This window comes from Nonomuraea sp. 3N208 (assembly GCF_052245935.1).
Lineage (GTDB): Bacteria > Actinomycetota > Actinomycetes > Streptosporangiales > Streptosporangiaceae > Nonomuraea.
Window position 1 is genome coordinate 216,521 of sequence record NZ_JBQQBR010000009.1, and the last position, 12,165, is coordinate 228,685.

Annotated in this window: 13 protein-coding genes; 7 read left to right on the forward strand and 6 right to left on the reverse strand. The window is 68.6% G+C overall.

The window, feature by feature from the left end; translation table 11 throughout:
- Positions 1-153: 153 nt before the first annotated feature.
- Positions 154-795, reverse strand: a complete 642-nt coding sequence (locus ACTWPT_RS16250; RefSeq protein ID WP_443178198.1) for a TetR/AcrR family transcriptional regulator — start codon at positions 793-795, stop codon at positions 154-156.
- 110 nt (positions 796-905) lie between these two features.
- On the opposite strand from ACTWPT_RS16250, the gene ACTWPT_RS16255 reads away from it, so the two are divergent.
- The 4 genes from ACTWPT_RS16255 (at position 906) to ACTWPT_RS16270 (ending at position 4,785) form a co-directional block, all read left to right on the forward strand.
- On the forward strand, positions 906-1,628 hold the full coding sequence (locus ACTWPT_RS16255; protein WP_443178199.1) for an SDR family NAD(P)-dependent oxidoreductase: 723 nt from the start codon (positions 906-908) through the stop codon (positions 1,626-1,628).
- 143 nt (positions 1,629-1,771) lie between these two features.
- Positions 1,772-2,947: an ATP-binding protein gene (locus tag ACTWPT_RS16260; protein WP_443178200.1), complete on the forward strand. Its 1,176-nt coding sequence runs from the start codon at positions 1,772-1,774 to the stop codon at positions 2,945-2,947.
- A gap of 81 nt (positions 2,948-3,028) precedes the next feature.
- Positions 3,029-3,595, forward strand: a complete 567-nt coding sequence (locus ACTWPT_RS16265) for an RNA polymerase sigma factor (RefSeq protein WP_443178201.1) — start codon at positions 3,029-3,031, stop codon at positions 3,593-3,595.
- Complete coding sequence (locus ACTWPT_RS16270; protein WP_443178202.1) at positions 3,592-4,785, forward strand: CU044_5270 family protein; 1,194 nt, start codon at positions 3,592-3,594, stop codon at positions 4,783-4,785. The genes ACTWPT_RS16265 and ACTWPT_RS16270 overlap by 4 nt, the downstream gene beginning before the upstream one ends.
- Before the next feature lie 34 nt (positions 4,786-4,819).
- Here the strand turns inward: ACTWPT_RS16270 and ACTWPT_RS16275 are convergent, their stop codons facing one another.
- Positions 4,820-5,230 (reverse strand): hypothetical protein, encoded by a 411-nt coding sequence (locus ACTWPT_RS16275; protein WP_443178203.1) that lies wholly within the window; start codon positions 5,228-5,230, stop codon positions 4,820-4,822.
- Positions 5,231-5,250: 20 nt separating this feature from the next.
- Positions 5,251-5,496, reverse strand: coding sequence for a hypothetical protein (locus ACTWPT_RS16280; RefSeq protein ID WP_443178204.1), 246 nt, complete (start codon positions 5,494-5,496; stop codon positions 5,251-5,253).
- Between the two features lie 218 nt (positions 5,497-5,714).
- Here ACTWPT_RS16280 and ACTWPT_RS16285 point away from each other — a divergent pair, with 218 nt between their 5' ends.
- Entirely contained in the window at positions 5,715-6,050 is a 336-nt protein-coding gene (locus ACTWPT_RS16285; RefSeq protein WP_443178205.1) for a cupin domain-containing protein, read from the forward strand.
- A gap of 70 nt (positions 6,051-6,120) precedes the next feature.
- Here the strand turns inward: ACTWPT_RS16285 and ACTWPT_RS16290 are convergent, their stop codons facing one another.
- From ACTWPT_RS16290 to ACTWPT_RS16300, 3 genes are all read right to left on the reverse strand, one after another.
- The gene (locus ACTWPT_RS16290) at positions 6,121-7,575 is read right to left on the reverse strand and encodes a multicopper oxidase family protein (protein WP_443178206.1); all 1,455 of its coding nucleotides are present in this window, start codon (positions 7,573-7,575) and stop codon (positions 6,121-6,123) included.
- Between the two features lie 78 nt (positions 7,576-7,653).
- A complete protein-coding gene (locus tag ACTWPT_RS16295) occupies positions 7,654-9,471 on the reverse strand; it encodes a histidine kinase (protein ID WP_443178207.1) in 1,818 nt (605 codons plus the stop codon).
- Complete coding sequence (locus ACTWPT_RS16300) at positions 9,462-10,067, reverse strand: response regulator transcription factor (RefSeq protein ID WP_443178208.1); 606 nt, start codon at positions 10,065-10,067, stop codon at positions 9,462-9,464. The genes ACTWPT_RS16295 and ACTWPT_RS16300 overlap by 10 nt, the downstream gene beginning before the upstream one ends.
- Before the next feature lie 203 nt (positions 10,068-10,270).
- Here ACTWPT_RS16300 and ACTWPT_RS16305 point away from each other — a divergent pair, with 203 nt between their 5' ends.
- Both ACTWPT_RS16305 and ACTWPT_RS16310 read left to right on the forward strand, forming a co-directional pair.
- Complete coding sequence (locus ACTWPT_RS16305) at positions 10,271-11,458, forward strand: RtcB family protein (RefSeq protein WP_443178209.1); 1,188 nt, start codon at positions 10,271-10,273, stop codon at positions 11,456-11,458.
- A gap of 26 nt (positions 11,459-11,484) precedes the next feature.
- The gene (locus ACTWPT_RS16310; RefSeq protein ID WP_443178210.1) at positions 11,485-12,165 is read left to right on the forward strand and encodes a phosphotransferase; all 681 of its coding nucleotides are present in this window, start codon (positions 11,485-11,487) and stop codon (positions 12,163-12,165) included.

The window sequence follows — 12,165 nt, forward strand, 5'->3', positions numbered from 1 at the left end:
GACGCTGTTCTACTGACCAGCCGACCTCGGGCAGTGTGTAGAGCAGCATGACGCAAGTCCGGTGCGTTCAGGGCAGCGGAACCCAAAGGGCTGCACGGTGCGGCAGTGGCGGCACTGCGCATGCCTGCGAATTCCACCGCCGGCCGTGAGCCGTCATGAACATTCCCGCATGATGCGTGCGAGCTCATCGGGCCTCATGGGTGGCTCCGGCAGCGGATGTGCCGCCGACGCCCGGAACCCGTCAAGGATCAATCCCAGATGCCGCCGCCACGCCTCGGGACGGACGGCGGCCGTGGCCTCGACCGTACGGGCGATCCCCCACGTCACGAACGCCATGTCCTCCAGCGTGCAGTCCTCCCGCAGCACCCCCGCCTCCCGCGCCCGCGTCACGATCCGCTGCATCAGCTCGTACCCCCGTGCGAGGTTCTCCAAGGGTGGGGGCGTGACCTGTGGGACCCGGCGCGAGACGAGGTCGTTGTAGCCGCGATCGGCGGCCTGCAGTTCGCACACCCGCTCCAGGAAGTGCACCAGTCCGGCCCATGGATCAGCCATCGACAGGGCATGCTCGGCGATCCGCACCACTGTGGCCGCCCGGTCGGCGAAGACGGTGTCGATGAGGTCGTTGCGGCTCGGGAAGTGGTTGTAGAGGGTGCCGTTGCTCACCCCGGCCGTACGGGCGATCTCGTCGAGGGCGACGTCTAGGCCCCGTGTGGCGAACAGGTCGCGGGCGGCCGCCACCAACAGGTCCCGGTTTCGCTGTGCGTCTCTGCGCAGGGGCTTGGCGTGCGTCGGCATGCGGACATCGTACCGAACTTGAGAATGGTCCCAAGTTATGGCTAGTCTGCGAGCAGCAGAAAGTTGGGAGATCCGTCAACTTTGCTGGATCGATTAAGGAAGGGCTTGTCATGCCTAAAACGATCGCCGTCTTCGGCGCCGGTCCCGTCCTGGGGCTGTCCGTCGCCCGCCGCTTCGGGCGCGAGGGCTTCCGCGTCGCGCTCGCCGCCCGTACCAGGAAGAACCTCGACCACCTCGTCGCCGAGCTCGCCCGCGACGGCATCGAGGCGGCCGGTTTCACCGCCGACGTCTACGACCGCGACCAGATCGCGAACGTTGTGTCGGCGATCAAGGAGAGATATGGGCGGATCGACGTCGCGGAGTTCAGCCCCGGCGGCGGGGATCTAGGGGATGGGATCGTGTCGACCCTCGACGTCGACGTCGAGAACACGCAGCTCATCCTGGACCGCTTCCTGCTCTCCGCGATCACCCTGGTGCGGCAGGTGCTTCCCGACATGGTCGAGCGCGGCGACGGCGGCATCCTCTTCACGGCGGGACAGTCCGGCATCCACCCGGTCCCGTTCCTCGGGAACGTGGGCATGGCTCAGGCCGCGCTGCGCAACTACTTCCACACGCTCAACGCCGTCCTTGCCGACAAGGGCGTCTATGTCGGGGCGGTCAACGTCGGTGCGCTGATCGAGGGAAGCGTGCCGCACCAGGCCATCGCGTCGTCCCAGGAGCCGCTCGGATTCGAGCCGGAGGTCATCCATCCGGACGTTTTCGCGGAGAGCTTCTGGGAGCTGTACTCCAAGCGGGACCGGGTGGAGGCTCTGGTGGGAAATTTCGGTCGGTAGCTGTTCGACACTGCGCGGCGCGGCGCCGATTGGCCGCGGAGATAGCAGGCTATGCGGGTATCGGCCCAGAGTTGATAGCAGACGCGAGCTGGGAATCTCTCCTGTCCACCGCGATCGAGTTGACGGCGCGCCGCCGCGGAGGAGTGTTCGTCATCGACGAGTTGCCTTACTGGATGGCACATTCCCCGGAACTGCCTGGTCTGCTCCAGTTGTTGTACGACCAGTCTCAGTCCGGACAGGGTGTGACGGGTGGACGAGTGATCGTCTGTGGCTCGGCCATGTCGGTGATGAACAACCTGCTTTCCGGTACGAAGGCGCTCCGTGGGCGGGCGGCGATTGATCTTTGTCTCCACCCGTTCGACCTGGCCACCACGGCACGACACTGGGGGATCGGCGACCCAGCGGCCGCTCTGCGGGTGCATGCCATCCTCGGCGGAGCCCCGGGCTATCGCAATCTCGCCAACGTGGACCCTCCCCAGTCGACCGACGAGTTGGACGACTGGGCCCCTGCCACCGTGCTGGATCCCCGGCAGGCGCTCTTCTCCGGTAGCGAAGCGGAGTACCTGCTGCGGGAGGATCCCAAGTTCACGGGAAGCACATTGCACTACGCGATCATCAATGCGGTCGCGAACGGCGCCACCAGTCCGGCGAAGATCGGCGGATTGCTGGAGCAGCCGCGCTCGTCGTTGACCCGGCCCATTGAAGCTCTGGTGAGCGCGGGGTACCTGTCGTACGACACCGATCCGCTGTGGGAAAGGCGGTCAGTGATCACGGTGGCTGATCCAATCGTGCGGTTCCACAATCTGATCACTGTGCCGCAGCGCGACCTCGTGGAGACGGGACAGTCTACGGAGGCATGGCGGCGGTCGCGACCTACATTCGTCGCTCGCGTTCTGGGACCTCACTTCGAGAGCTGTGCCAGAGCGTGGCTCCGTGGACAGGCAGACCCGGCTCTGCGAGGACACACCAGCGTTGTGACGGGAACCGTCGTCAACGACCGGAAGGGACAGGCCAAGAACGAGATCGACGTCGTGGCACTGGACAAGCGGGCGGGAAGGGCGGAGATCCGGCTCATCGGAGAGGCGAAGGCAACGGCGACCCGGCGGAGTGCGGCTGATCTCGACCGTCTCGATCGGCTCAAAGAGTTGCTGGCCGAGCACGGGCATGACACTGGGTCGGCGGTCCTGGCCCTGTTCTCGATGGAGGGTTTCCAGCCGGACCTGGTCAGCACCGCACGGCGCAGAGGGAATGTTCTGCTGGTCGGCTTGCCCGCCCTCGCCGATGCCGGCGATCCCGTGGTCGTCCCTGGCGCTCGATGAACGGAGAAGTGGCGTAACAACGAGGGGGCTCAGACCACTTCCTGGTGTCAGAAGAACGCAGCCGAACGAAGGGGCTGGGCGGTGGCGGATGATGCGGACCGGTTCACCGGCATGTACGACCAATGCCGACAACGTGTGTGGGCCTACGTGGTCAGTCGCGCGGGGCGGCAGGTCGCGGACGAGGTGGTGAGCGAGACGTTCGCGATCGCCTGGCGGCGGCTCGACGACGTGCCCGAGCCGGCTCTGCCGTGGCTGCTCGGCGTGGCGAGGAACGTCCTGCGCGACAACGTACGGGCCGAGGCACGCAGGGATGCGCTGGCCGCGGAGTTGCGGGCCTGGACCGAGGGCGACGTGGCCGAGCAGGTGACCGAGCGGATCGGGGTGCTGCGGGCGCTGGCCGCGTTGCCCGAGGACGATCGGGAGATCCTCGTGCTGGTCGCGTGGCACGGGCTGTCGCCGAAGGAGGCCGCCCAGGTGATCGGGTGCTCGTCCGCGGCGTTCCGGGTCCGCCTCCATCGGGCTCGCAAGCGGCTCAAGCAGGCGATGGAGGACATCGAGGGCCAAGCGCCTGTCCACGTACGGGGCCGCGGTCAGGTGGCGCGGCCGTCACTGCCGCACGTCCGGAACTACAGCGAGGAGTGGTCATGAACCCGATCGACGAGCTTCGGGCCGTGCGGCCCGCTCACCTCGGCGACCGGCCGGTGGACGAGCGCACCAGGGCCGCCGAGCTTGCCTACGCCATGTCCGGGCCGAGGCAGGCGCGACGGCGGCGCAAGGTCGTGCGGCCGGTGTGGGGACTCGGGCTGGCAGGGGCGGTGGCGGCCGCGGCGGCGGTGGCCGTGGTCATGGCGGGGAACGGGACGGTGCCGACCCCGCGCGCCCCCGACGGCGGAAACGGAGCCGCCACCGCCACGGACACGCCGGACGGCAGCGGCACGACGGCGGCGAATCCGGACGGCACTGCCGCGCCGCGGGTCACGTTGTCGGCGCGGGACGTGCTGCTGGCCGCCGCCGCGAACGCCGACCGGCAGCCCGAAGGCACCGGCGCCTACTGGCACACCGCGTCGGTGAGCCGGACGCTGCTCACCGTGGCGAAGGGCGGCTACGACATGGTGACGCAGAGCCGGGACGAGATGTGGACGCCCAGCGCCACCGGTGGCGAGCAGTGGAGCCGCAGTCAGTCGCTCGGCGCGCGGCCGGCCACTGAGGAGGACAGAAAGGCGTGGGAAGCGGCCGGGTCTCCGGCGAAGGTCGAGGTGGCGATGCCGGGCAAGCGCGGTTCGCTGGCCCTGGTGGCCGAGACGGAGCCGGGCAAAGTGCGGACCAGTCACAGCCCGCTGGTGGACGGGGACAAGGTGTTCTGGCTGGGCCGGAACGTGACGATGAAGGATCTGCGCGGGCTGCCGAGCGACCCGGACGACCTCAAGAAGTGGCTGCTGCGTTCGTATGACGGGCATGACACGGAGTCCTCGAGCACGCCGATGGCGTCCGACGTCTGGCTGTTCAAGGTCAGTGCGGGCCTGATCACGGACATGCCGGTGACGCCGCGGGTACGGGGTGCGGCGTTCCGTATGCTGGCCGAGCTCGACACCGTCAAGGTCGCCGAGAACGTCACCGACGCCGAAGACCGCCAGGGCACCGCCGTCTCGATCGAGGAGCGGGTCAAGGGCGGCGCCGTCCTGGAGAACCGGCTGATCTTCGACGAGTCGACCGGCCGGGCCCTCGCCAACGAGAACGTCGTTGTGAAGCCCGGCGGCTTGCAGGCGGGTTTCGAGCCCGGGGAGGTGTTCGCCTCCACCGCCGTGCTGGAGGCCGGCTGGACCGACGACAAGCCGTGACGAACCGGTCGTAGACGGCCCGCCGGACCGGTGACTACCCGGTCTGGCGGGCTTCGTCGTTGGCGTTGGTGCGGATCTGCTGGATGCGTTGCTTGGTGAGGCCGAGCAACTCGCCGATGTCCCCGTCCGACAGGCCCAGCTCATGCATGTGCTTGACCCGCTTCTTGAGCGTGCGCGTGTAGTCCTCGGCGATGGCGGCGGCCTGGCGCTGGAGTGCGGCGAAGTCGTCCAGGTCCTGCTCGGACAGGCCGGGCAGCGCGTAGTGGTAGACGGGCGTCGGCGGCTGGGCGCGGTCGGCGAACAGGAACGGCAGCCCCGCGGCGACGTCCCCCTGGAGTTCCTTCAGCGTACGTGCCGACATGCCGCCGGCCACGCCGTCCACCTGGGCCAGCCAGAGGTTGCCTGCCATGGTGACGTGGACGTCGACGCGGTCTGCGGCGGTCATCGGTCTCTCCAACCAGGTCGTCAGTCCTCTAGCCAGTTGTCGCCGAACAGGTGCGCGAGCCCTTGTTCGAGGGAGTCCACCTGTTGAGGGGTCTCCCGAGGGTACAGCGGGACGATCGCGCGGGCCGCCACGCGGCCCTCGGCATCCCATAGCAAGAGGAATCGCTGCCGCTTCGTTGTTTCCGCCCAGTCGCAGCGCAAGCCATGGAGGTGGGAGAGCCTGATGATCCGATCGCGGATGGCCGCGTAGTCGTCTCGTTCCACCACACGCGGCAGACTATATCCCTTGCCTACCATCGACAATGGCTCTTGTCGCCATGATTCCTAAGGCGTGTTGGGTTCGTCCTGGCCCGGCGACGGTGAAAGTGCACCGTGCCGCTCGGCGGCAATTGGTCCGATAAACAGTCCAATTCGGGAGGATTGGCTCTGGGAAAGGGCCCGTGGTGGACGGTTCGATGGAGTCCTGGACTTTCGAGGAGGACGTCATGAAGATCGAACAGCCTGCCGCCGCGTCGATCCCGCAGGTCATCGGCACGCTCCCGGGCCCCTTCCAGCAGCGGGAGCTGGCTCGGGCGAACGACGCAGTGGTGCGACTGGCCCAGCTGCACGGCGAGTTCCCCTGGCACGATCACGACGAGGACGAGCTGTTCCTGTGCTGGGACGGCACGTTCCGGATCGAGATCGAGGGTCGCGACCCGGTCACTATGGTGGCGGGCGACGTCTTCGTCGTGCCCAAGGGACTGCGGCACCGGCCGGTTGCGGACGAGCCCGCTCACGTGCTGCTGGTGGAGCGGGCCGAGACCCGGCAATACGGCAACTGACCTGCAGCCGGCGGTGCCGGTTGCAGCCCCCGTGAGCGTGCCGAGGTCTCGCTCCGTGCCGCCGGCGGCGCTACATGTGGTGTGCGGTTATCGTGCGGGGCACCTGGCTCTCAGTGCCCGGCTCCACGACCACGAACTGCCCCATCATGCCGGAGTCCTCGTGCCGCAGGATGTGGCAGTGGTACATGTACGGCGTCGCCGGATCGGTGAACCGGCCGAACTGGACGGCGAGCCGTACCGTGCTCTTCGGCGGCACGTAGACGGTGTCCTTGTGGCCGCTCGCGTACGCGGGAGGTTTCTCCCCGTCCACGGCGAGCACCTGGAACGCCACCTCGTGGATGTGGAAGTTGTGGGCGTAGACGGTGTTCTCGATCTCCCAGATTTCCGTGGCACCGGCGGGGATCACCTCGTCGATTCGCGACAGGTCCATTTCCTTGCCATTGATGGCGTCGTGGCCGTTGAGCCGGAACCGGCGGACCTTGGCGTTCAGGGGGACCACGATCGGAGTTGGGGTGGTCAGGCGGGCCGGCAGGTGAGGGGAGGCGGCGAGCCGCGGCGCCGCGACGATCTTCAGAAGGTCGAAGTCTCCCTCGTCGATGTCGTCGGACCCCGAGACCGTGCGCAGGAGCACCTGCTCGCCCGCCGCGAAGGTCACGACGACCTCCACGCGCTCGCCCGGTGTGAGGGAGACCTGGTCGACCTGGACCGGCGCCGGCAGCAGGCCGGCGTCGTTGCCGACAACGTGGAACGCGCGGCCGTCGGCGAACGTGAGGTGGTACATCCGGGCATTCGATCCGTTGAGGACCCGAAAGCGCACCCGCTCGGTGCGGACGTTGACGAAAGGGGCGTATGTGCCGTTCACCAGGATGTGGTCGCCCAGGATGCCGAAAGTGCCTTTCAACGGGTCGCCCGTCGGCGAGCCGTCCTCGGCGAGGCTCTTGTCCTGCAGGATGAGGGGGACGTCGTCGATCCCGTACGTGGCGGGGAGCTCCGCTGTGGTCCGGTCATCGATGATGAACATGCCGGCGAGGCCGCGGTAGACCTGCGTGGCGGTCTTGCCATGTGGGTGCGGGTGATACCAGGACGTGGCGGCGGGCTGGTCGATGGTCCAGTGCGGACTCCACGTGGCGCCCGGTTCGATCATCTGGTGCGGCCCGCCGTCCATCTTCGCGGGCAGCCGTATTCCGTGCCAGTGCACGGTGCTCGCCTCGTCCAGCCGGTTGGTGACCGTCATCTGGACCCTGTCGCCGCGTGCCGCCCGGATCGTCGGCCCTAGGTGCGGGCCGTTGAACCCCCAGGTCTCGACCGGCTTTCCGGCCAGGATCTCGCTGCGGCCCCGCTGCATCGTCAGTACGTATCTCCGCGTCCCGTCCTTGTCCACCTCGGGCTCGAGCAGCGGCGGCACGCGCAGCTCGGTGCGGAAGGCGGCCGGATCGCGCGGGGCGCGGGCGCCTGCGGCGCCGGAGCCGCAGGCTGAGGCGAGGCCGGAGAGCGCGGCGGACGCGAGGAACTGTCGACGATTCATGGTCCCCGGTTGATCTTTCGTGTCAATGTGGCGAACTAACTCTGAGACACCGGGCGCTCCCAGGCACAGTCGCCGGATTCACCTCGTGGGCGTGAGATCCTCATGATCGACTGGCGTGCGGGCGAGGAGCTCGAAGCGGTCGCCGGTCCGGGCGGTGGTGAGCTCGCCGCCGACGGCGGCCAGGCGGGCACGCAGGCTCCGCAGCCCCGTGCCGGGCTCGTCGGAGGCGGGGGCGGCTCCGTCGTTGGCCACGCGCAGCCGTACGCGGCCGTCCTCGACGGCGATCTCGATCAGGCACTCGCCCGGCGTGCTGTGCCTCAGCACGTTGGTGACCGCCTCGCGCAGCACCACCGCGAGCACGGGCTCCACCGGCCCGGGCACGGTCGCGGCGTCGATCCGTACGGCCGCTCCCGCTGATTCCAGTACGGCCTTGGCGGAGTCGACCTCGGCGGCGAGCGACAGGCGCCGGTCCGGTGTGCTCAGCCGGGCGGTGTCGGCGAGCGCGGCCCGCGCCGCCTGCGTCACCCGCTCGAGTTGCCCCATCGCCCGGCTCGGGTCCGCCTCCAGCAGCCGCAGCGTGAGCTCCCCGTGCAGGACGATCGTGGTGAGCCCGCGGCCGAGCAGGTCGTGTACGTCCCTGCCCACCTTCAGCCGTTCGCGCAGGGCCGCCACCTCGACGAGCTCGGCCCGGGTCTGCTTGAGCTCGGTGACGAGAGCGACCAGCCGGGTCAGGCCGTAGACCGCCAGGGCGGTGGACAGGGTACTGAAGGATCGGTAGGCGGAAGCGATCGGGCCCCAGGCGTGCCAGGCCTCGACGGCGGGGAGGCCGCAGATCGCCACGCACAGCGGCCACGACAGCGGCGCCCGTACGTAGAGCAGGACGACACCGGCGAAGAACCCCGACACGAGGAGCCCGGACGCTTCGCCTTGCACCAGCGGTGCGTAGATGGTGAGCGCCTGAGCGGTCAAGGTCCAGGCCAGGCCCTTGGGCCGGGTACGCGTGCGCAGGGCGGCCAGGTGCCAGAACTGCAGGCCGAAGGTCACGGGCAGCAGGGCCAGGTAGCCGACGTCCCCAGAACCGGGATCGAGCGTCTCGTCGGCGGCGAAGTTGAACAGCGACTGCCCGATGAACAGGACGTGCGTGACGACGAGGATCGGCGTGGCCAGTCGGAGGATCCGCGTGTCGTCATCGCGAGGCGGGACCGGGATCGCCGCTCCGGCGGGCGGCAGGGACCGTACCTGCTCCAGCGCCTCCCGCGCGACGGCGACAGCCCGGGAGATCGCTGTTTGCACCGCCTCCGTGTCGCCCTGGCGCCGAGCGCGCCGCGCCAGCCGTTCGACGGCGGACACGCTGCTCACGACCAGGCGGTGTACGTGCCCCCACAGCCGTAGCCGTTCGACCTCGCCCGCCCTGGCGGCCAGCTCGGACCGCTCCCGCTGGACCCGGTCCAGCAGGTCGGCGAGCCGGCTGAGGCCGTACAACATCAGGCCGACAGTGAGGGGGGCGACGACTGCGTAATAGACGTACACGGGAGCGAGGACCAGCGCGGACGCTATGGCGCCCTCGGCGACCGCGATCAGCCCGAAGATCAGCCAGGCGGAGGGACCGTGCACCACGAGGAGGGCCGAGGCGGCGACGAAGCCCGAGCCGCCCGCCCGCCAGCTGTCGGCCTCGGCCAGCAAGGGCAGGTAGTTCAGTACCGCCTGCACCGGGAAGAGCACGGCGGACAGGCGCCGCCGGCCCGGCAGCGAGATGGGCAGCTGGAGCGTGGCGACCCCGATGATGCTCGCCACGGTCAACGGCCCGGCCGAGGCCTCGCCGAGGTGGAAGCTCACCCGTAGCAGGCACATCACGCAGATGAAGCCGGCGAGCAGGCGGGCCGGGCTCAGAGCCAACCGGCGTCCTGGGCGATCCGGACAGCGTGCAGCCGGTTGCGGGCGTGCAGCTTGGCAACGATCCCAGTGAGGTAGTTGCGTACGGTGCCCACGGACAGGAACAGCGCCTCGGCGATCTGCTCCACGTCCTCGCCGTCAGAGAACCTCCGGAGCACCTCCAGCTCACGCGGCTTGAGCGGGCTCTCGACCACCTCCAGCGCGGCCACGGCGAGCTGGGGATCGATCACCCGCTCACCTGCCGCGACCCTCCTGATCGCATCGGCAAGCTGATCCGGCGGGGCGTCCTTGACCACGAATCCGGAGGCCTGGGCGGCGAAGGCCTTCCGGACGCTTCCCGGGCGGCCGAAGCTCGTCACGATCAGCACCCGGCATCGCGGCAACCGCCTGCGCAGCTCGGCCGTGGCGGTGAGCCCGTCGACGTTGGGCAGCTCGACGTCGATCACCGCCACGTCCGGCGCATGCTCCAGCGCCATGGGCACGATCTCGTCGCCCGTCGCCGCCTCCGCGACGACCTTGATGTCGGGTTCGAGCTCGAGCAGTGCGACCAGTGCCCCTCGGACCATGTGCATGTCCTCGGCGAGCAGAACCCGGATCATCCATCGCCCCTACCATCAGGACACACTTTCGGCCTATTTCTACCATCTCGGGAGATCTTCACTGTGGATCATGAAGAATTCACTGCCGGGCCTCACTGCTTGGCGGGGGTCGACAACTCGCGCTATTCGGTTGCGCTGGGTATGAGACCTCTGGCCAGATAGATCACGTTCGAGTTCGGCGTCCGGGAAGGAGGCGACACGAAATGACGTACCACGAGGTGACCGGGACCCGGCATCCCATCAGGATGTGGGCCGAGCCGGAGACGGTCGATCCGCAGGCGATGCAGCAGCTGCGTAATGTGGCGAACCTGCCGTGGGTGCACGGGGTCGCCGTCATGCCCGACGTGCACCACGGCAAGGGCGCGACGGTGGGGTCGGTCATCGCCATGCGGGACGCCGTGTCGCCGGCCGCGGTGGGCGTGGACATCGGCTGCGGGATGACGGCCGTCAAGACGTCCTACAAGGTTTCGCAGCTGCCGGACAACCTGGCCTACCTGCGGGGGAAGCTGGAGCAGGCGGTGCCGGTCGGGTTCCACCACCACAAGCGGCCGGTCGATCCCGAGAAGGTCTCTGGGATGAAGACGGCCGGGTGGGCGGAGTTCTGGAAGGACTTCGACCAGCTGGCGCCTACCGTGCGCAGGCTGCAGGAGCGGGCCAAGGTGCAGATGGGCACGCTCGGTGGCGGTAACCACTTCCTGGAGGTGTGCGCCGACGACGAGGGTGTGGTCTGGGTGGTGTTGCACTCCGGGTCGCGCAACATCGGCAAGGAGCTGGCAGAGCACCACATCGATGTCGCGCACGGGTTGTCGCACAATCAGGGGCTGGTGGATCGCGATCTGGCGGTGTTCATCGCGCACACGCCGCAGATGGACGCCTACCGGCGCGATCTGTTCTGGGCTCAGGACTACGCGCGGCGCAACCGTTCGCTGATGATGGGGCTCGTGTGCGACGTGCTGCGTCGGCACCTGCCGAACATCACGTTCGAGCAGCCGATCTCCTGCCACCACAACTACGTGGCGGAGGAGCGGTACGACGGCATGGACGTCCTTGTCACCAGGAAGGGCGCCATCCGGGCCGGCTCCGGTGAGCTGGGCATCATCCCGGGCTCGATGGCCACCGGCACCTACATCGTCAAGGGCCTGGGCAACAGTCTGGCGTTCAACTCTGCCTCGCACGGGGCGGGGCGGAAGATGAGCAGGACCAAGGCCAAGAAGACGTTCACGGTCAAGGACCTGGAGCAGCAGACGCTGGGCGTGGAGTGCCGCAAGGACTCCGGGGTGATCGACGAGATCCCGGGCGCGTACAAGGATCTAGAGTCCGTGATGGCCGCTCAGATCGACCTGGTGGAGGTCGTGGCCCACCTGCGGCAGCTCATCTGCATCAAGGGGTAGGTCGGCCGGTCGGTAGGTTGGGGCGCATGGAGATCGGTGAGCTGCTGGGGTCGGGGCGCAGCGCGCACGTGTACGCCATTGACGGTGACCGGGTGCTGCGCCGTTACCGCGAATCGGTGGACGCGCGGCGGGAGGCGGCCGTCATGGCGCACGTGGCGCGCCACGGATTCCCGGTGCCCGATGTCTATCCCGGCGTGGGCGAAGGGCGTGCCACCGATCTGGTGATGCGGCGGCTGTCGGGGCCGACGATGTTACGGGCGCTGATCGACGGAAAGATCGCACCTGAAGAGGCGGGGCGGGTCACGGCCCGGCTGCTCCGGCAGTTGCACACGATCCCGGCCCAGGTGTCGGGTGATCCACGGGATCGGGTGCTGCACATGGATTTGCATCCGGACAACGTCATGCTGACGCCGGGCGGGCCCTTCGTGATCGACTGGTGCAACAGTAGGGAAGGGCGGCCCGGGGTGGACTGCGCGATGTCGGCGGTGATCATCGCGCAGGTCGCGGTGGACGAGGACAGCGAGTTCGTGGTGCCGGCGCGCGAGATGCTCGTCGCGTTGCTTGGCGAGCTCGGCGGCGCGATGGACTATGGCGATGGGTTGGAGCAGGCCAAGGTCAGGCGGGCCGCGGACCGGTCGCTTTCCGCGCGGGAGGTGGGGCTGATCGACGCGGCGAGGAGCCTGATCAAGGAACTGCAGGCCGGTTGA